This window comes from Streptomyces sp. NPDC060184, assembly GCF_042728795.1.
Classification (GTDB): domain Bacteria; phylum Actinomycetota; class Actinomycetes; order Streptomycetales; family Streptomycetaceae; genus Streptomyces.
This window is the reverse complement of the sequence record NZ_JBHWYX010000009.1, coordinates 47,213-66,850: the sequence shown is the minus strand read 5'-3', so window position 1 is coordinate 66,850 and position 19,638 is coordinate 47,213. Positions and strand designations below refer to the sequence as shown.

The window sequence follows — 19,638 nt, the reverse complement described above, 5'->3', positions numbered from 1 at the left end:
AGTCCGCTGCCATGCTGCTGGAAGTGCGCGATCTGCACGTGGAGTTCCACACCCGGGACGGCGTCGCCAAGGCCGTCAACGGCGTCAACTACTCGGTGGACGAGGGCGAGACGCTCGCCGTGCTCGGCGAGTCCGGCTCGGGCAAGTCGGTCACCGCGCAGGCGATCATGGGGATCCTCGACATGCCGCCCGGGAAGATCAGCGGCGGCGAGGTGCTGTTCAAGGGCCGCGACCTGCTGAAGCTCAAGAAGGACGAGCGGCGCAGGATCAGGGGCCAGGAGATGGCCATGATCTTCCAGGACGCGCTCTCCTCCCTCAACCCCGTGCTGACCGTGGGCGACCAGCTCGGCGAGATGTTCCGGGTGCACCGGGGCCTGTCCCGCAAGGAGTCCCGGCGGAAGTCGATCGAGCTGATGGACCGGGTCCGCATCCCGGCGGCGAAGGAGCGGATCGGGAACTACCCGCACCAGTTCTCCGGCGGCATGCGTCAGCGCATCATGATCGCCATGGCGATGGCGCTGGAGCCCGCGCTGATCATCGCCGACGAGCCGACCACGGCTCTCGACGTGACGGTCCAGGCGCAGGTCATGGAGTTGCTGGCGGAGCTCCAGCAGGAGTACCGCATGGGCCTGATCCTGATCACCCACGACCTCGGTGTGGTGGCGGACGTCGCCGACAAGATCGCCGTGATGTACGCGGGCCGGATCGTCGAGACGGCCCCCGTCCACGAGATCTACCAGGCCCCCGCGCACCCGTACACCAAGGGCCTCCTCCAGTCGATCCCGCGCCTGGACCAGAAGGGCCAGGAGCTGTACGCCATCAAGGGGCTGCCCCCGAACCTGCTGCGCATCCCGCCCGGCTGCGCCTTCAACCCGCGCTGCCCGATGGCCCAGGCCGTGTGCCGCACCGACGAGCCGCCCCTGTACGACGTGGCCGAACACCGCGCGAGCGCCTGCCACTTCTGGAAGGAGACGCTCGATGCACGCTGACCACCCCGGGGGCCGCAAGGAAGCACGCGAGGAGGGCGAGATCGCCGCCACCCTGCTCTCCGAGGCGCGGCACAAGTCCGCGTGGGCCGAGGGAGAACCGATCCTCCAGGTCCGCGACCTCGCGAAGCACTACCCGCTGACCCAGGGCATCGTCTTCAAGAAGCAGGTCGGCGCGGTCAAGGCCGTCGACGGGGTCAGCTTCGACCTCTCGGCCGGCGAGACGCTCGGCATCGTGGGGGAGTCCGGCTGCGGCAAGTCCACCGTCGCCAAGATGCTGGTCCACCTCGAACGCCCCACCGCCGGGACGATCCGCTACAAGGGCGAGGACGTCACCCAGCTGTCGGGCCGGGCGCTGAAGGCGGTCCGCCGGAACATCCAGATGGTGTTCCAGGACCCGTACACCTCGCTCAACCCGCGCATGACGGTCGGCGACATCATCGGGGAGCCGTACGAGATCCACCCCGAGGTCGCGCCGAAGGGCAGCCGGCGGCAGCGGGTGCAGGACCTGCTGGACGTGGTGGGGCTCAACCCCGAGTACATCAACCGCTATCCGCACCAGTTCTCCGGCGGTCAGCGCCAGCGCATCGGCATCGCCCGCGGCCTCGCGCTCAACCCCGAGATCATCGTGGCCGACGAACCGGTCTCCGCCCTCGACGTCTCCGTCCAGGCACAGGTCGTCAACCTGCTGGACCGGCTCCAGGCCGAGTTCAGCCTCAGCTTCGTCTTCATCGCCCACGACCTCTCGATCGTCCGGCACATCTCTGACCGGGTCGGGGTGATGTACCTCGGGCGGATCGTCGAGATCGGCACCGAGGAGGAGATCTACGACCACCCGACGCACCCCTACACCCAGGCGCTGCTCTCCGCCGTCCCGGTGCCCGACCCGGAGGCCCGTGAGCACCGGGAGCGGATCATCCTGCACGGGGACGTGCCCTCGCCCGCCAACCCGCCCTCCGGCTGCCGCTTCCGCACGAGGTGCTGGAAGGCGCAGGAGCGGTGCGTGGTGGAGGAGCCGCTGCTCGCCGTCCCGGAGGCGTTCGAGGGGGTCCAGGGCCCGCCGCACCACGCCTCCGCCTGTCACTTCGCGGAGGAGAAGCACGTGGTCGCGGCGGAGGCCGACCGGGTGCTGCCGCCGGGGCCGGCGGCTCCGGGCACGGGTACGGGTGCGGGTACGGCTCCGGGCACGGGTACGGGTACGGCTCCGGACGCGGACCGGGGGCCGGGCGACGGGGAACATCGTTAACAGCGAGGCAACTTGGCTGTCGTCACACCGATATACGAACGCCGCACCATGGACAGCGTACGGCCGTGCGGGTGCCGTGGACCGGCCGGGAGGACTTCACGTCGTCCCGGCCGGTTACCCGTTTTCCGGCCTCCGTCGGCCCCCTTGTCGGGTGGTCCCGGGCGGTGGAGGATCGCTCGCGTGACACTCACACGGGGCGCCCGCATCACCGGTACGGTCCTCAGCGCCGTGCTCGCGCTGATCACCGCAGGCTGGATCGTCCGGGACCTACGGGTCATGCACGGTCCTGGCCCGCTCTGGGACATGTGGTCGGGGGTGCCCGAGCGCTTCCCCGGCGGAGTGCCCGCCACGACCGGCGGCACGCTGGTCCTCCTCCTCGTCCAGGCGGTCACCGCCCTCGTCGTGCCCCGGTCGCGGGTCGCCGCCGCCGCGCTGGTCGCCACCGGCGTGACCACGCTGCTGCTCCGGCTCCCCGGCGTCTGGATCATCGGCGCCGACTGGATGGGCGGCTACTCCGACGAGCTCCGCCTGCGCGCGATGATCTGCACCGGCATCGCCCTCGCGGTCTCGGTCGCCATGATCGTGACCGCCGCGGCCGGCCGGCGGCCCGCCCAGGACGCGGGGCTCCCCGCGCCGACCCGGCCCACCACGGGCTCGGCGGTCGTCGCCTTCCTCGCGCTCGGCACCTCCGGGGCGGTGCTGATCGGCTGGGAGATCCGGCAGTTCTTCGTCTTCCCGGACGTGGCCTATCCCGACTGGTATCTCGGCGGGCGGGTAATTGGCTCCACCCTCGTCGACACACCGGGCGGCTGGTCCACCGTGACCGTGGCGCTGCTCGCCCTCTTCGCGGGGATCTCGGGGCTCGCCCGCGCCGTGCACGCGCGGCCGTTCGGCATGATCGCCGCGGCTTTCCTGCTGCTCTCCGGCGGCCTGGGCATCGCCCGCGGCGTCCGGCTGCACCTGTTCGGGGCGTTCGGCGACGCGGGGCTCGAAGAGCAACTGACCATCGCCACCTGGGTGTTCCTCGCCCTCGCCGGGATCGTCGCGCTTCTGGCGACCGCCCGCCCGGGGCAGCCCGCCACCGAGGGCGGACCGGGACAGGGCTGGGGGCCGGGCGCCCCGGGGTACGGCTACCCGCCCCTCGAGCCGCCCGGCCGGGCCCCCGGCTACGGCTACCCGTACCCGTCGTCGGCCCCGGGCTCTCCGTACGGGGGCGGGGCGGGGTACGGCTACCCGCCCGCCGGGCAGGACCCCGCGCAGGGGGCGGCGGAGGGTTCCGGTGGTCCGGGGTACGGCCCCCCGCCGGGCGGCGGCTTCGGGCCGCCGCCGTCCTCCCCGCCGCCGCCCGCGTCCCCGCCGCCCGGCTGGTGAGTCCGTGCGGCCTGTCGCCGGTCAGTTGCTCGTCGGCAGGCCCAGGGACCGCTTCAGGAACTCCACCTGGAGCAGGAGCAGGTTCTCCGCGACCTGTTCCTGCGGGGTCATGTGCGTGACCCCGCTCAGCGGCAGCACCTCGTGCGGGCGTCCCGCCGCCAGCAGTGCGGAGGAGAGCCGCAGGGCGTGCGCGACCACCACGTTGTCGTCGGCCAGACCGTGCACGATCATCATCGGCCGTACGGTGTCCGCCGGTTCGGACAGCCCGTCGTCGGTCACCAGCGAGTTGCGCGCGTACACCCCGGGCTGCTCGGCGGGGTCGCCGAGGTACCGCTCGGTGTAGTGGGTGTCGTAGAGCCGCCAGTCGGTCACCGGGGCGCCCACGACGGCCGCGTGGAAGACGTCGGGGCGCCGCAGCACCGCGAGGCCCGAGAGGTAGCCGCCGTACGACCAGCCGCGCATCGCCACCTTCGACAGGTCCAGCGGGAAGCGCCCGGCCAGCGCGTGCAGGGCCTCGATCTGGTCGTCCAGGGTGAGCGCGAAATCGTCCCGTACGGCCTTCTCCCAGGCGGGGGAGCGGCCCGGGGCGCCCCGGCCGTCGGCCACGACCACCGCGAAGCCCTGGTCGGCGAACCACTGGGAGGTGAGGTGGGCGTTGTGCGCGGCGACCACGCGGCGGCCGTGCGGGCCGCCGTACGGGTCCATCAGCACCGGAAGCGGACCGTCCGACTCCTGATGGCCGGTGGGCAGCAGCACGGCGCACGGGATGCGCCGCGCGCCCCCCTCGGTGAGGACCGGACGGGCCCGCAGCACGGGTTCCTGGGCGTGGTTGGCCACCTCCGCGACCTGCTTGCCGTCCCGCAGCACGCGTGCGGTCGCGCCGGGGCGGTCCGGCGAGGTCGAGAGCAGCACCGTGAGGGAGCCGGAGCGGACCGCCGAGTGGACGCCGACCCCTTCCGACATCCGTTCGACGCCCAGTTCGTTCACCCGGTACACATGGCTCTCGCCGGTCTCCGGCGCGGCGGCCTCCTCGCCCGCGACCGCCTGCACCAGGATGTCGGACTCCCCGACGTCCAGGACCGCCTGGAGGTGCAGCCGCGCCCCGGTCAGCGCCCGGTCGCCGACCTGGAGGACCCGCGCCCCGCCCTCGTCCGCGATCCGCACGAGCCGCCCGTCCGGCGTCCACGCGGGCACCCCACCGAAAAGATCGAGCCAGATCGGGTCCCCCTCGGCGTGCACGGTCCGGGTCGTCCCGGTCTCCGGGGCCACCGTCAGATACAGCTGGCCACGCTGGTCCCGGGCCTGCACCAGGAGCAGCGGATCACCCGCCGACGACCAGTGGACCCGAGCCAGATACGGGTAGCGCGCCCGGTCCCACTCCACCTCGGTGCGCCCGCCCGCCAGGTCCATGAGGAAGAGCCGTACCCCGGCGTTCGGGGTGCCCGCCGCGGGGTAGGCGACCTCGGCCGGCTTGCGCTCGGGGTGCGCCGGATCGGCGATCCACCAGCGGTGGACCGGGCTGTCGTCCACCCGGGCCACCAGCAGCCGGTCCGACTCCGGCGACCACCAGAAGCCGCGGTGCCGGTCCATCTCCTCGGCCGCGACGAACTCCGCGAGCCCGTAGGCGAGGTGCTCCTCCTCCGGTTCGGCCACCGCCCGGTCGCCGGTCCCGTCGGCGCCGACCACCCGCAGCGCGCCGTGCACGACGTAGGCGACGTGCCGCCCGTCGGGGGAGGGGCGGGGGTCGATCACCGGTCCGGGGACCGGCAGCGCCCGTGCCGTACCGGCGCGCAATTCGGCCACGTACACCGTGCCGGAGAGCGCGAAGGCGGCCAACTCCGCCTCGGCGTCCAGCGCGTACCCGACGATGCCCGCGCCGCCCTCACGGGTGCGTTCGCGCCGCGCCCGCTCCTGCGGCGACAGCTCCTCCGTCGAACCGCCCAGCAGGGCCCCGGGGTCGGCGGCGACGCGTTCTTGGCCGGTGGAAGGGTCCAGCACCCAGAGCCGGTTGACCGAATCCGTGCCCGAGGAGGAGCGCAGGAAGATCACCCGCGTCCCGTCAGGTGAGACGGAGAAGGCCCGGGGCGCTCCGCGGGTGAATCGCTGCGTCCGTGCGTGCTGGCGGGGAAAAGACAGCTTCTGCGAGGTCATGGCCCGAAACCTAGCCGGAGGGCCGCCGTCCGTGCGCCCCCTTGTGCTGCTGTGACCCGGACAATGCCTTGGCACGGATAGTTATGATCCGTAGCGCTCGGTGGGTAGGAACCTGCTGGGCTCCTTGTCGCTGCCCGACTGCTGTCCGTTCAGACCCGATGTGTTTGATCTGTCCGATGTTCCGTCGCGACCGTACTGATGGAGGTGAACCGCCGTGGCACTCTCGATTTCGGCGGTAGTGCTGCTGGCGATCGTCGTCTTCCTGCTGATCCGGAAATCCGGACTCAAGGGCGGACACGCGGCGATCTGCATGCTGCTCGGGTTCTATCTGGCGAGTTCTTCCATCGCCCCGACGATCGCGGACCTCACGTCGAACGTCGCGGGCATGATCGGCAGCATCAAGTTCTGACGGCGGTCCGTCTCCGCACGGTTCCGCCCGGAGGCAGGCCGTGTCCGAGGGCTCCAGGACGTGTCCTGGGGCCCTCGGACCGTGCCGTCGGGCTCCCCGGTCGTGTGAACCGAGGACGCCGACGCCCGGAGGGTGCGCCGGGCTCGTAGGGTGGTCCTCATGAAGGACCTTCCCGCCCGCCGTCTGCTGCTGGTGCACGCGCACCCCGACGACGAGTCGATCAACAACGGCGCCACCATGGCCAAGTACGCCTCCGAGGGCGCCCACGTCACGCTGGTGACCTGCACCCTGGGCGAGGAGGGCGAGGTCATCCCGGAGCCGCTGGCGCATCTCGCGGCCGACCGGGACGACACGCTGGGCCCGTACCGCGTGGGTGAACTCGCCGCCGCCATGAAGGAGCTGGGGGTCACCGACCACCGCTTCCTCGGCGCCCCGGGCCGGTACCGCGACTCCGGGATGATGGGCACCGAGCAGAACCACCGCCCCGGCGCGTTCTGGGACACCGCCGTGGACGACGCGGCGGCTGCGCTGGTGGACGTCGTCCGTGAGGTCCGCCCGCAGGTCCTGGTGACGTACGACCCCGACGGCGGATACGGCCACCCCGACCACATCCAGGCGCACCGGGTGGCGATGCGCGCGGCCGAACTCGCCGCCGACCCCGGGTACACCACCGGCTCCGGCGCCCCGGACGCGCCGCACGCCATCGCGAAGATCTACTGGAACCGGATGCCCCGCCCGGTCGCCGAGGAGGCGTTCGCCCGGCTCCGGGCCGAGGCGCCCGCGGTGTTCGGCGAGATCGCCGACATCGACGAGGTACCCGGCGTGACCGAGGAGTCCGTGATCACCACGGAGATCGACGGCGGCCCGGAGCACGGGGCGGCGAAGGCGGCGGCCATGCGGGCCCACGCCACCCAGGTCACCGTGCACGACCCCTGGTTCACCCTCTCCAACGACAAGGGCCAGCCCCTCTTCACCACCGAGTACTACCAACTCGTCCACGGTGTAAGGGGTGGCGACGGTCCGCGTGAGCGCGACCTCTTCGCGGGGCTGCCCGAGGCCGCCGACGGCACGGGGGAGCGGGCATGAGCGGCAAGAAGGACCGGGCCCGCGCCGAGGCCCGCGCCCCGCGCACCAACGCCCCGCCCCGGGTGTCCGAGCCCACCGGGATCGCCGCGCCGCTCAACCCCCGCCGGATCGGGGCGTACCTCGGCCTCGCGGTCCTCGGCGCGCTGGTCTCGCTGGCCGGTTCGCTGGTCCAGGGGGCCTGGTTCCCCGGTGGTCTGCTGCTGGCGCTGGCCGGTGCGGCGGGGGTCTTCTACGGCGGCCGGGTCCTCACCCGGACCCAGTTGGGCGCCTTCGCGCCCGCCGTCGGCTGGCTGATCGCGGTGGTGGTGGCGCTCAATGGACGCCCCGAGGGGGACTACCTCTTCGGTGGCGGCGACGAGATCGATCTGGCGCTTTTCGTCCTCGGAGGGATGGTCATCGCTGTGATCTGCGCCACCCTCTCCAAGGGGCCGGTTTCGGCCAACGACCAGGAGCGTTCAGGCCGGTGACACGCCTTGAGCGGCAGCTCGTGGGCGTCCACGGGTGTGAGGCGCCGGTGGAGGTTTCCACCGGGCGTGAAACGCCCGTGCGCGGCGGCCAGTATGGTGGTGCGCGCGCCGAGCCGTCCCCTGGCCTGCGGCATGGGGGAAGTACGGGCGGCGGAGCCAATCGGGAGAACCTGCTTTGAGTCGTGAAACTGACAGTTCGTCCTCCGGGCCCCAGGGGCGCGGTGGTGCCGCCTACCCCTCGGGCACGCCGCCGTACGGATCACGCCAGTACCCGTCGTTGCACCCGACGCAGGACGGCGTGGACCCCGCACCGGAGTCCGCCCAGGAATCCCCCCGGTCGCCACGGCCCGACGAGCCCAGGACCGAGACGACCCTGACGACGCGCATCCGGATCAACATCCCCGGTTCGCGGCCGATCCCGCCCGTCGTGATGCGTACGCCGATGGCGGAGGGCGACAACGCCTCCGACCCCGAGCGCACCGCCGTCACACCGCTTCCCGGCGCGGGCGCCCCCGCCCCCGGGCAGCCGGCCGGCGAGTCCGCGTCCGGCGCGGAGGCGCGCGAGGGCGGTGACCCCGAGGGGACGCCGGCCGAGCCGCCCGCCAAGGAGAAGCCCACCAGCGACTGGTTCGCCCCGCGCAAGACCCCGGCCGCCAACTCCGTGCTGGGCGCCCCGGGCACTTCCGCCGGTGGTGCTCCCGCCGGTCCTGCCGGGGGAACCGTGCCGGGCCCGGCCGGAGCGGAGCCGCAGTCCGGCCCGCGTGAGTCCGGTCCGCGCGACGGGTCGCCGTACTTCGACGGCCCGCAGGGCGGCTTCCCGGCCGCTCCTCCGGCCGGCCGCAGCGCGCTGGACAGCATCGACGCGGACCTGGCCGACTCCGGCCGGTCCACGCCGCACCCCGGGGTACGCCCGCCCGGCCCGGCCGGCTCCACGACCGGACCGGCGACCGGCACCGCCGGCTTCCCGCCGCCCGTCCCCGGACGGTCCGGCCCCGGGACCCCCAGCCACGGGACTCCCGGTCTCGGAACTCCCGGCCCCGGGACCCCCAGCCACGGGACCCCCGGGCTCGGAATCCCCGGCCCCGGGAACCCCGCGGGCCAGGGCCGTCCCGGCCTCACGGTCCCCGGTGGCCCGGGCGCCCCGGGCGGTCCGGGTCCGCAGGGTGGTCCGGGCGGACCCGGTGGTCCGGTCTCCGTGCCCCGGCTCTCCGACGACACCGCGATCCTGACCCCGCAGGCCCCCGCGCCCGTCCCGGGCGGCGGACACGTCTCCGGTGACACCCTCACCGGCGGCATCCCCGTCGTGCCCGGTGGCCCCCGGCCGTTCCCGTCCCGCGACGAGGTGGTGGACGGGCCGAAGGCCGCACCGCAGGGGCCCTCGGGTCCCAGCACTCCGCGTCCCGCCCCGCAGGCTGCCGCGCCCGCCCGCAAGGGCCGGTCCAAGACGGTCCTGCTCGGCGTCGCGGTCGTCGTCCTGGCGGGCGTCGCGTACGGCGCGGGTCTGCTGATGAACCACTCCGAGGTCCCCAAGGGCACCACGGTCCTCGGCCTGGACATCGGCGGCGGCACGAAGACCGAGGCGGTGAGCAAGCTCGACGCCGAGTTCGGCAAGCGCGCCCAGGCGCCGCTGAAGCTCTCGGTCGACGGCAAGCAGACGGAACTCTCCCCGGAGAAGGCCGGCCTGGGGCTGGACAGCGAGGAGACCGTGCGCGGCGCGGCGGGCAGCGACTACAACCCCGTCTCCGTGATCACGTCGCTCTTCGGCGGGGCACGCCCGGCCGACCCGGTGATCCCGGTCGACGAGGAGAAGCTGGGCGCGGCGCTCAACGCCCTGTCCGGCCAGTCCGGTTCCGCGACGGACGGCACCATCAGGTTCGAGCCGAACAAGGCCGAGCCGGTGGCGGGCAAGCCGGGCAAGGGGATCGACGTCAACCAGTCGATCGTCGCCGTACGGGACGCCTACCGCGCCCAGGTCCAGACGGGCACCTCCGCCGTCGTGGAGCTGCCGGTCGTCACCCAGCAGCCCACCATCACCCAGGCCGAACTCGACCGGGCGATGAAGGAGTTCGCGGAGCCCGCCATGTCCGGCCTGATCACCATCCAGGCCGGCGGCAAGGAGATCCAGTTCGGCCCGGCGCGCTCCCTGCCGCAGATCCTGTCGATGAAGGCGATCGACGGCAAGCTCGTGCCGTACTACGACAAGCAGGCCATCGAGACCCTGTGCGACGGCGTCTTCGACGGCGTCATGGCGGTCAAGGCCGACGGCCAGCAGCACCAGGTCGGACCCGACGACGTGGCCAAGGCCATGCAGACGGCGCTGCTCGGCAAGACCCCCGCGGAGCGCACGGTCACGATCGACCTCACCGGCCAGGGCTGACCGGCTCCTGCCCGGAGCGTCTTCCTCCGGCGAGGCCGTACCGCACACCGCCCCGTCCCGGGTCTTCCGGGCGGGGCGGTGGCGCGCGTGCGGTTCTCGCGGGCGGGGGCGTGCGTAGGCGGGGCGGCGTGCGTACGGGCAGGGGTCCGCCCGGGCCGCCCTGTCACCCGCCCGGTATGACATCTGTCATCCCCGATCACAGCCCCCCGTCCCTGCCGCGCCCGCCTCCCGTCGGCGAGGCTGTACGCATGACAACGACAGCCTCCGGAGCGACCGCCGCAGCCACGGCCGTGGTCAGCTTCGACCAGGTCAGCAAGGCGTACGGCGACGTGCGCGCGGTCGACGGGCTCCACCTCGACCTGCACCCCGGAGAGACCGTGGCGCTGCTCGGCCCCAACGGTGCCGGGAAGTCCTCCACGCTCGACCTGCTGCTCGGTCTGCGCAAGGCGGACAGCGGTACGGTCCGGATCTTCGGCACCACCCCGCAGGAGGCCATCGCCGCCGGGCGGGTCGGCGCGATGCTGCAGAGCGGCGGGCTGATGGAGGACGTCACCGTCGAGGAGATCGTCCGTCTCGCGTGCAGCCTCCACCCGCGTGCCTACCCGGTCGGCGAGGTGCTGTCCCGCGCGGGGATCGCGTCGATCTCCGGCCGCATGGTCAACAAGCTCTCGGGCGGCCAGGAGCAGCGGGTGCGGTTCGCGCTCGCCACCGCCGGGGCCAACGATCTGATCGTGCTGGACGAGCCGACCACCGGTATGGACGTCACGGCCCGCCAGGCGTTCTGGGCGACCATGCGCGAGCAGGCGGACCAGGGCCGTACCGTCCTGTTCGCCACCCACTACCTCGAAGAGGCCGACGCCATCGCCGACCGCGTCCTCGTCCTCCACAAGGGCCGGCTGCTCGCCGACGGCACCGCCGCCGAGATCAAGGCCATGGCGGGTGTCCGCCGGATCTCGTTCGAGCTGGAGGGGCCGGTCGACGAGACGGCCCTGCGCGCCCTGCCGTTCCTCTCCGCGCTCGACATCAGCGGCGACCGGGTCCGTATCCAGTCGCGGAACGCCGACGCGACCGTCCACGCGCTCTACGGCCTCGGCCTCTACCCGCGCGCACTCGAAGTAGCCGGACTCGGCCTGGAACAGGCCTTCGTCGCCATCACCGAGGCCGAGGAGGCCCGCACCGCATGACGAACACCACCAGCGCGACGACCGTCGTGGACGGGAAGGCCGCCGCGCGCGCGAAGAGCGGGGCGAACCGGGCGAACCTCTTCTCCGGGGTGCTGATCCGGCTCGAAGTGACCCGCACCCTGCGGAACAAGAAGTTCATGTTCTTCTCGGTCCTCTACCCGTCGGTGATCTACCTGGCGGTCTCCAGCACCCAGAACACCACCGACCTCGTCCCCGGCACCCATCTGACCCTGCAGGCCTTCTTCATGGTCGCCATGGGCTCCTTCGGCGCGCTGACCGCCGTCCTCATGGGCAACAGCGAACGCATCGCCAAGGAACGGGAGAAGGGCTGGGTGCGCCAGCTCCGCCTGACCGCCCTGCCCGGTCACGCCTACGTGCTGGGGAAGATCGCCAGCGCCGCGATCGTCACCCTGCCCTGCATCGTCGTCGTGTTCGTGGTGGCCGCCGCGGTCAAGGGCGTACGCCTCGAAACCTGGCAGTGGTTCGCGCTGACCGGGGTCATCTGGGCCGGGTCGCTGGTCTTCGCCGCCCTCGGCGTGGCCATCGGCTACGTGGCGAGCGGTGACGCGGTCCGCCCGATCACGATGATCATCTACTTCGGGCTGTCGATCCTCGGCGGGCTGTGGATGCCCGCCTCCACCTTCCCGCAGTGGCTCCAGAACATCGCCCAGTGGCTGCCCACCCACGCGTACGCTGCTCTCGGCCAGGCCATCGAGACGGGCGGCGCCCCGCATGCCAAGGACGTCCTCCTGCTCCTCGCGTACTTCGTGGTCTTCGCGGGCGGCGCGGCCTGGCTCTACCGGAAGGACACTCTGAAGGCGTGAGCGACGACGTCACGGCGATGGGCATCGGCCGCCCGCCGATCACCCGCCGCCAGATCGCGGTGAAGCTGCTCTGGATCTGCGTCTGGCTCGCGTTCCTGAGCGCGCCGGTCTCCGACCTCGTCGGGGGAGACCACAGCCCGTGGGCCACGGCGCTCGGCTGCCTCGGGCTGGCCACCTTCGTCGCCGTGTACCTCCGGCTGTTCTTCCGCCACACCTCCCGGTCCCCGGCCCTCACCCTGGCCGCCTGGACCATCGCCGTCCTGATCGCCTTCGCCACCGCCCTCAGCCTGACGCTCGGGCCGCAGTGGCTGGTGCTCTTCGTCTACGTCAACGTCTCGGCCGGTACCGCGCTCACCCTGCGGGCCGCAGTCCGGCTGATCCCCGCCGTGACGGCGCTGATGGCGGGGATCGGCCTGGCCGACGGCGCCGACAGCGCGGGGGATCTGGTGCTCGGCCTGCTGGTGCCCGCTCTGCTCGGCGGGTTCGCCATGACCGGCGTAAGGGAACTGATCCGCACGACGGTCGAACTGCGCGAGGCCCGCGCCACCGTCGCCCAACTCGCGGCCAACGAGGAGCGGTTGCGGCTCGCCCGTGATCTGCACGACCTGCTCGGCCACTCGCTCTCGCTGATCACGCTGAAGAGCGAGCTGGCCGGGCGGATGCTCCCCGGCCACCCCGAGCAGGCGGCCCTCCAGGTCGCCGACATCGAACGGGTCAGCCGCCAGGCCCTGGCGGACGTACGCGATGCCGTCACCGGCTACCGCCGCCTCACGCTCCCCGGCGAACTGGCCGGAGCCCGTACCGCGTTGGCGGCGGCGGGCATCACCGCGGCCGTCCCCGCCGACGCCCCGGACGCGGACGGCCTGCCCGCAGCCCGCGAGGAGGCCCTCGCCTGGGGGCTGCGGGAAGCCGTCACCAACGTCGTACGCCACAGCGGGGCCAAGACCTGCACGGTCACCCTCGCTTCCCGGCAGACCCTGGCCGGCCGGTTCCTCGAACTGGCGGTCGTGGACGACGGTCGGGGCGGTGCCGTTGTCACCCCCGGCAACGGGCTCACCGGCCTCCGGGAACGCCTCGCCGCCGTGGACGGCACCCTCCTCGCCGGTCCCGCCGACACCGGCCGGGGCTTCCGGCTCACCCTCAGCGTCCCGCTGGACCCGGATCCGGCCGGTGAACGCCCTCTAGAATCACCGGAATGAGCGTGATCAGACTCCTCCTCGCCGAGGACCAGTCCATGGTGCGTGAGGCCCTTGCCGCGCTGCTCGGCCTGGAACCCGACATCGAGGTGGTCGCCCAGGTGGCGCGCGGTGACGAGGTCCTGGACGCCGCCCGTAACCACGGGGTCGACGTGGCCCTGCTGGACATCGAGATGCCGGGCATGACCGGCATCGAGGCCGCCGGAGAGCTGCGGCGCGCACTCCCGGCCGTGAAGATCGTGGTGGTCACGACCTTCGGCCGCCCCGGCTATCTCCGCCGCGCGATGGAGGCGGGCGCCGACGCGTTCCTGGTGAAGGACGCGCCCGCCGCCCAACTCGCGGAGGCGGTACGGAAGGTGGTCGCCGGGGAGCGCGTCATCGACCCGGCACTCGCCGCCGCCGCGCTCGCCGAGGGCGCCAACCCGCTGACCGAACGCGAACGGGACGTGCTGAGCGCCGCGGCGGACGGCTCCACCAACGCCGAGATCGCCGCCGCACTCCACCTCTCGCACGGCACCGTCCGCAACTACCTCTCCGTCGCCATCCAGAAGACCGCCGCCCGCAACCGGGCGGACGCGGTACGGATCGCGGCGGACAAGGGCTGGCTGTAGGCCGTCCCGGTTCCGGGTGCGGCGTGGTGTGGCGCGATGCCGGTTCCGGAGCTCGGCCCTCGGGCCTTGGGTCTCGGGGTCCGGTATCCGAGCTTCGCTGTCGGGTCTCTCACTCGTTCGAGGGAATCGGAGAGGTGCGCGGACCGACGCTTGAGCTTCGGGATTCGGGGGCCGGGACGCGAGGTCCGGGATTCGAGCGGTGTTGTTCATCCGGGAGGTAGGTAGGGGGGTTTGAGGGAACCTTCCCCCCTCCCACCCCCGTCACGGCCAGCAAGTATGACTAATGGTGCTGAAGTTGTGGCGAACCGTCACCCACGTTTACGGTGCCCACAATGAATCGACCCCGACGCGGTGTTGGAGCACCAGGCCGGGGTCTCACCAAAGATCGACAACCCAGAAAGTCCGATCTCGTGGCTACTCAGCACTTTAGCCCTGCCCTGCCCGCGCTTGCAGCTTCCCGCCCCTACCGTCGGGCGAGCGTCGGCTACGGAAAGCAGTCGGTGTCCGGCCAAGTCGCAGCCGGGCCAGATGACTTCGCGTTCCTGTCGGAGCGTGAGCGGTATGTCGCCGCCTATGTGGACCACTTGCCCGACGGCGCGGCGATGGACATCAAGTCGTTGGCCAAGGACCTGCCCCTGTACGGCCAGATGGCCATCGGTACGGCGCTGCGCGCGCTCGGCGTGGCCGGGCACCTGCGGCGGGTACGCAGGCGGGCGGAGGGCGGTGGTCCATGCCGGTGGGTGACGCTCACCTTCTGGTCGCGTACCGCCCACGACAACGAGTGGTGGACCGCCAGGCTCGACGCGGGCGCCGCCGCCGCACCGGAGCAGCCCCTGACGCACCTTGCCGAGCCGTGTCCCGAGCCGTCGTGCGCCGATCCCGTGGTTCCCCGGCAGCGCACTGCGGAGGCGTCCCCGGACCGGCCTCAGATCCCGGGCCGACCCGGGGTCGCGGAGGGGCCGTCGGTGGAGTGCGCCCCGGCCGCAACGGGACCGGACATGCCGGGACACCTCGCCGCACCTCCCGCGCCGGGGCGCACCATGGGGGCATCCGTCCCTCCGGTTGCCGACGCTCCTCCGGCTGCCGATGCCTCTCCGGCGGTCGCGGGCCCCTCGCCCGCCTATGTCGCCCTGGCCGAACTCGGGCGTCGCGAGCCGCGCTTGACGCTCTCGGCGGCGGACTGCGAGGTGCTGGAGCCGCTTGCCGCCGCCTGGTTCGCGCGGGGTGTCAGTGCCGGGTACCTGACGTCGGCGCTCACCGCCGGACTTCCCGAGCAGGTCGGCTCACCCGTCGGGCTGGTGCGCCGCCGCCTCACCGACAAGCTGCCGCCCCGCCTGTCCCCGACCCCCACCCCGCCGCCGCTCCCGGCACCGGGCACCCCCGGCTCCCCAGCACACCGTCTCCTGGTCGAGTGCACCGACTGCGGGCGCCCCGCCCGCGCCGAAGCACTCCCGGACGGCCTCTGCGCCCCCTGCCGTGCCGCCCATCAGGCCCCGGAACCCGCCGACCCGGGTGCGGCCCCGGCCGAGGTCGAACGCGACGTCCCGGCCCTCGTCGCCGGACTCCGCAACCTGATGCGGACCCCATGAAGTCGATTTGATATCACCCGCCACTCGAACTGCAATGAAACGCCCGTTGGAGGATCAAACGCTCTTTAAAAGAGCGTTTCATCCCGACGGGAGTGCTTCGTTGCCATTCAGATGGCAGACCACTTCGAGTTACTTGAGGCGTTAGACGCTTGTTGTGGAAGATGGGGCGGGTGACAGCCTTCGAGGGACCGTTTCGGCCCCTTCGCTCCTGTCTGATCCCAACACGCCCCCAGTCGCGCCTGTTTGCGCCCTGTGGCGGGACGGCGGTTATCGGTACTACGGAAACATGCCTCTCCGAGAGCGGCCGTACCCGAGCGACCTGTCCGATGCCCGTTGGAAACTGCTGGAACCAACCCTGACAGCCTGGCGAGCAGAACGCAGAGGGAAGGGCCTGGACATCGGGCGGCCGCCCGAACACGACCTGCGCCGGATCATGGACGCCATCCTCTACGTCGACCGCACCGGCATCCCCTGGCGCTACCTCCCACACGACTTCGCCCCGTGGGAAACCGTCTACGGATACTTCGCAGCCTGGCAGAAGGACGGCGTCTTCGAGCAGCTCAACGGGCTCCTGCGGCACCTGGTCCGCAAGGCCGAGGGCCGGGACGCCGAGCCCAGCGCCTGCATCCTCGACGCCCAGAGCATCAAGACCTCGGCCAACGTGCCCGCGACCGGCCAGGGCATCGACGCGGGCAAGAAGATCGCTGGCCGCAAACGCCACATCGGCGTCGACACACTCGGCCTCCTCCTGGCCGTGCTGGTCACCGCCGCCAGCGTCTCCGACAACGCCGGCGGAATCCGCCTGCTCTCGAACATCGCCGAGGGCCACCCTCGCATCACGAAGGCGTGGGCCGACAGCGGCTACCGCACCACGGCCATCGACCACGGTGCCACCCTCGGCATCGACGTCGAAGTCACCCGCCGGGACCCTGCCCAGAAGGGTTTCAAGGTGATCCCGCGACGCTGGGTCGTCGAGCGAACCTTCGGCTGGCTCATGCACCACCGCCGCCTCGCCCGCGACTACGAAACCCACCCCCACCGCTCCGAAGCCATGATCAACATAGCGATGATCGACCTCATGAGCCGCAGACTTACCCGCGAATCAACCCACAACTGGCGCGACAGCTGAACGGGCACAGAGCCGGCTCCCGTGAATCACAGCAGGTAGGGCCACAGGCTGACGCTGTTCCGCTCCACGCTGATCTCGACCCACGTTCCATCGACAGCAGTCGATGGCGGCGGGTCGGCGAGGTCGAAAAGGATGTGGGCTCCGCCTACTTCCAACGTGGCTCCACCATCGCCCGTCAGGCCCAGCCGCCCCCGGAAGACGATCCGGTCGTCTTCCTTCTCATCATCCACCCCAGCGCAGAAGGAAGTGGCCGGTCGGGTGTTGCCGCCCCAGGTCACTTCCTCTTCAACCGTCCACTCCACATGGTGTTCGCGGCCCACTCCCGTCGGACCGCCGCACCAGAAGGCCACGGCGGCACCCACATCCGAGCGCACCCGAACCGTCACACGCCCGTCTGCGATCCGCCCCACCGCTTCCACCTGGACCAACACCCCGCAATCATCCATGACAGCTTGGCGTTCCCAAACACTCCCGCCAGGACAAAACGCTCTTTAAGTTCCTTGGTGACGCAACCGCCTTGGACTCGCAGGTTAAAAGCGTCACGGGGAGGGTCAGCAGAAAGCGCCCCACTGGACAGCTGTGGCCGGTACGTTCTGAACACGTTCCAGAGAGGGCGAGCCTCTGCGAAGGTAGATCCGAAGCCCTTATGCCCTGAGTGTCAGGATGCCATATCCGTCCTACCTTCAGACTTAGCCATTTCGGCGCTCAGGAAATCGGCCGAGTCGCAACCGTGCAGGAAGCGAGAAAATCATCATGGATGAAGAGATCCAGGCGCTCATGTCGGGAACGGTTGGATTCTTCTGGCCGATCACGGTGGACGGCAATTTCGATAGTGAACCCGAACGAGGATACATCGGGAAGAGTAAATCGGGCAGACTGGAAATCCGTACCCTTAACGAGAACGCCCAAGACACCCTCTTCTTGGCGAGCAAAGAGACCAAGCCACACGCGATCGCATGTCTCTTCCCGGAAGGCAGTGCAGTAGTTCTCAATATCTCCCGGCGAGGAGGAATGGCGAACATTGGAGGAAGGAAAGCATCTGCGTACGAGTACAGCGCACGAACCGCCGTTTCGCGCTTCCCCGTAGAACAGCTCAAAAAGGGGCGTGTCAACGTTAAGGTCAAAGAACTGACCGCCCACTTCCCTGGAGTTTCCGAATGGGCCGGAATGAAAGTATCCGAAGTGAAGAGTGAGCGCAAAGGCGACGGTCGCGTAAAGACGGCCACCGTTCACCTGAAATCGCCAGAAGAGGTCGTTGCGGATCTCGGCTCCCTCTCACTGGTCATTGGCGGCCACTGGGAGGTCAAAGGGAATGACGACAGATCCTCGATCTATTCCCCGGTGTCAATTGGCGTGAAAGCCAAGAGAGCTCGCGACATCTCCGAAATGCTCCGCATCTTGGTACGCGTTCAGGACCTCGTGAACGTCGCCTACGACACCTTCATTCCAGTCGATGGTGGTAGGGCCGTACTGGGGGCGGAAGGCAGCCCGGCCCAGTATCCGAGATTCTGGAATGACGCACTGATGGAAGAACCAAAAGTGCGCACCAACGGGAAGGCCGGGAAGGGGTTCCCCTTGTTCACTCTCGCTGATATTGATGGCGCTCAAGGCATTAGCCGCTGGGTGAGACTATACGAGCGGTATCCTAGCGCGTTTGACGCCGTGGCGACACCCTATCGGGTCGGAGGGATGACATGGAACAGCTACTTTCGAGACACGGCCGTGGGAATAGAAAGGATGCTAGCGGCACGCAAGCAGGAAGGGAGACCCATGTGGGCGAGGGAAAAGCCACAGAGCTACGCCCTAGCCAAGCGTCTGGGAACTCCATTCAGTGATTTCGTTGGCGACGAAAAAGAGTGGGCCAAACTATTTTGGGGCGTTTATAACGGCATCAAGCATCAAGCAAGCTACGATCCAGACCCACGAGATGTCGTGACTCTCGCCCTATCCGGTAATCTACTCCTGACAACCTACTTGCTGCAGCGGTGCGGAATGTCAAAATCCGCACTTAATCGCCTATTCAATAGGAACGTCAGTTATCTCCTGCGCGACAGGGTTCAGGAACTCGTACAGAGCCCTCCCAAGAATCTAGCGCCCAACAGCTCGTACTAAGGGCTGTCCCGTAACTGCCCCGTGAAGTCGGTGGCGGTGTCAGTGGGCGAGGCCACACTGACTGCATGATCACCTCTTCATCTGTCGCGGACGATGCCTCCGGCCCCTCCCTTGTCTGGGTGGAGTCGATGGGCGGTCCTCTGATCGTCGTCCCCGTCTCCGCCCTGGCTTCCTGGGGCGGGTGCACGGAGGGTGGTCTTGTGGCGGGAGACGCCTCTGCTCCAGACGACTACGACCGGGCCTGCGCGGTGGACGATCTGGCCGGTGTGATCCCCGCCGACGAGAACGGCGCGCAGGCACTGGTGTTGGCGGACGAGCCGGCGACCAGCTGCTATCTGCCCCAACACCGAGCGTTCCTGCGGTGGTGCGCCGCCGACTCCGAGGCTGGACTGAGAGCCGCGGCGAATACTGTCCTTGGAGACCCGGCCACGGTGTGGGAGGAGTGCGGCATCTGGGCCTCGGACGGTCCGGCGGTGCTCATGGACTCTGCCGAAGCAGGTTCCGACCTGGGCGTCGAGTATCCCGACGGGGGGATGCCTGCCGAGGCGCCGGTCCTGCTGCCCGCCGGCCGCTGGAGGGTTCGCGCCGCGCAGGCCAAGGTAAACGAGGAGAACTGGGTCGGCTTGGTCCAGCTCCTGCCCGCCGAATCCTGATCGGGCCGTGCTTCGGTCGGGTGTGGTCAGCCGCGGAGCGTAGACCTACAACAGTTGTTCAAAGAGTTGTTGTGAAGCATTCCAAGTGGTCGGCTCTGTAAATCCCTCGGGGTGACTCCGGAGACTGTGTCGTGCGTGTTGCCGTGGGAACGGGAGTTGTGACGGTTCTTGTGAGACATCGCTGCGTTTCAAGGGATATCCGCGCTGTTCTGCCAGCGGCAAAACCGTAGTCGGACCGGACTCGACG

17 protein-coding genes are annotated in these 19,638 nt (G+C 70.4%); 15 read left to right on the top strand and 2 right to left on the bottom strand.

Annotated elements, in window-relative coordinates:
• Window positions 1-11 precede the first annotated feature (11 nt).
• The 3 genes from ACFWEE_RS08390 to ACFWEE_RS08380 all read left to right on the top strand — a co-directional run bounded on the left by ACFWEE_RS08390 (window position 12) and on the right by ACFWEE_RS08380 (window position 3,603).
• Entirely contained in the window at window positions 12-989 is a 978-nt protein-coding gene (locus tag ACFWEE_RS08390; RefSeq protein ID WP_386887544.1) for an ABC transporter ATP-binding protein, read from the top strand.
• Window positions 979-2,232, top strand: coding sequence for an ABC transporter ATP-binding protein (locus tag ACFWEE_RS08385; protein ID WP_386887542.1), 1,254 nt, complete (start codon window positions 979-981; stop codon window positions 2,230-2,232). Before ACFWEE_RS08390 ends, ACFWEE_RS08385 begins: the two co-directional genes overlap by 11 nt.
• Window positions 2,233-2,412: 180 nt before the next feature.
• Window positions 2,413-3,603, top strand: coding sequence for a hypothetical protein (locus ACFWEE_RS08380; RefSeq protein ID WP_386887540.1), 1,191 nt, complete (start codon window positions 2,413-2,415; stop codon window positions 3,601-3,603).
• A 21-nt stretch (window positions 3,604-3,624) separates the two neighbouring features.
• On the opposite strand, the gene ACFWEE_RS08375 is transcribed toward ACFWEE_RS08380, so the two are convergent.
• A complete protein-coding gene (locus ACFWEE_RS08375; protein ID WP_386887538.1) occupies window positions 3,625-5,754 on the bottom strand; it encodes a prolyl oligopeptidase family serine peptidase in 2,130 nt (709 codons plus the stop codon).
• A 214-nt stretch (window positions 5,755-5,968) separates the two neighbouring features.
• Between ACFWEE_RS08375 and ACFWEE_RS08370 the strand changes: the two genes are divergently transcribed.
• The 10 genes from ACFWEE_RS08370 to ACFWEE_RS08325 all read left to right on the top strand — a co-directional run bounded on the left by ACFWEE_RS08370 (window position 5,969) and on the right by ACFWEE_RS08325 (window position 16,626).
• A complete protein-coding gene (locus tag ACFWEE_RS08370) occupies window positions 5,969-6,163 on the top strand; it encodes a hypothetical protein (RefSeq protein WP_266708674.1) in 195 nt (64 codons plus the stop codon).
• Window positions 6,164-6,322: 159 nt separating this feature from the next.
• A complete protein-coding gene (mshB, locus tag ACFWEE_RS08365; protein ID WP_386887536.1) occupies window positions 6,323-7,249 on the top strand; it encodes an N-acetyl-1-D-myo-inositol-2-amino-2-deoxy-alpha-D-glucopyranoside deacetylase in 927 nt (308 codons plus the stop codon).
• Window positions 7,246-7,716, top strand: coding sequence for a DUF6113 family protein (locus tag ACFWEE_RS08360; protein ID WP_386887535.1), 471 nt, complete (start codon window positions 7,246-7,248; stop codon window positions 7,714-7,716). The genes mshB and ACFWEE_RS08360 overlap by 4 nt, the downstream gene beginning before the upstream one ends.
• 175 nt (window positions 7,717-7,891) lie before the next feature.
• A complete protein-coding gene (locus ACFWEE_RS08355) occupies window positions 7,892-10,093 on the top strand; it encodes a hypothetical protein (protein WP_386887533.1) in 2,202 nt (733 codons plus the stop codon).
• A gap of 248 nt (window positions 10,094-10,341) precedes the next feature.
• Window positions 10,342-11,277, top strand: a complete 936-nt coding sequence (locus ACFWEE_RS08350) for an ABC transporter ATP-binding protein (protein WP_386887532.1) — start codon at window positions 10,342-10,344, stop codon at window positions 11,275-11,277.
• Window positions 11,274-12,101: an ABC transporter permease gene (locus ACFWEE_RS08345; protein ID WP_386887530.1), complete on the top strand. Its 828-nt coding sequence runs from the start codon at window positions 11,274-11,276 to the stop codon at window positions 12,099-12,101. The genes ACFWEE_RS08350 and ACFWEE_RS08345 overlap by 4 nt, the downstream gene beginning before the upstream one ends.
• Window positions 12,098-13,300, top strand: coding sequence for a sensor histidine kinase (locus ACFWEE_RS08340; RefSeq protein ID WP_386887528.1), 1,203 nt, complete (start codon window positions 12,098-12,100; stop codon window positions 13,298-13,300). Before ACFWEE_RS08345 ends, ACFWEE_RS08340 begins: the two co-directional genes overlap by 4 nt.
• Window positions 13,297-13,908, top strand: coding sequence for a response regulator transcription factor (locus tag ACFWEE_RS08335; protein WP_386887527.1), 612 nt, complete (start codon window positions 13,297-13,299; stop codon window positions 13,906-13,908). Before ACFWEE_RS08340 ends, ACFWEE_RS08335 begins: the two co-directional genes overlap by 4 nt.
• Window positions 13,909-14,318: 410 nt before the next feature.
• On the top strand, window positions 14,319-15,497 hold the full coding sequence (locus tag ACFWEE_RS08330; protein WP_386887526.1) for a MarR family transcriptional regulator: 1,179 nt from the start codon (window positions 14,319-14,321) through the stop codon (window positions 15,495-15,497).
• A gap of 286 nt (window positions 15,498-15,783) precedes the next feature.
• A complete protein-coding gene (locus ACFWEE_RS08325; RefSeq protein ID WP_386887524.1) occupies window positions 15,784-16,626 on the top strand; it encodes an IS5 family transposase in 843 nt (280 codons plus the stop codon).
• A gap of 26 nt (window positions 16,627-16,652) precedes the next feature.
• Here the strand turns inward: ACFWEE_RS08325 and ACFWEE_RS08320 are convergent, their stop codons facing one another.
• Entirely contained in the window at window positions 16,653-17,057 is a 405-nt protein-coding gene (locus ACFWEE_RS08320) for a hypothetical protein (RefSeq protein WP_386887523.1), read from the bottom strand.
• A 322-nt stretch (window positions 17,058-17,379) separates the two neighbouring features.
• Between ACFWEE_RS08320 and ACFWEE_RS08315 the strand changes: the two genes are divergently transcribed.
• Window positions 17,380-18,738 carry a HEPN domain-containing protein gene (locus tag ACFWEE_RS08315; RefSeq protein ID WP_386887521.1) on the top strand — a complete coding sequence of 453 codons (1,359 nt, stop codon included), beginning with the start codon at window positions 17,380-17,382 and terminating at the stop codon, window positions 18,736-18,738.
• A 65-nt stretch (window positions 18,739-18,803) separates the two neighbouring features.
• Window positions 18,804-19,391 (top strand): Imm21 family immunity protein, encoded by a 588-nt coding sequence (locus ACFWEE_RS08310; protein WP_386887519.1) that lies wholly within the window; start codon window positions 18,804-18,806, stop codon window positions 19,389-19,391.
• Window positions 19,392-19,638: the final 247 nt, after the last annotated feature.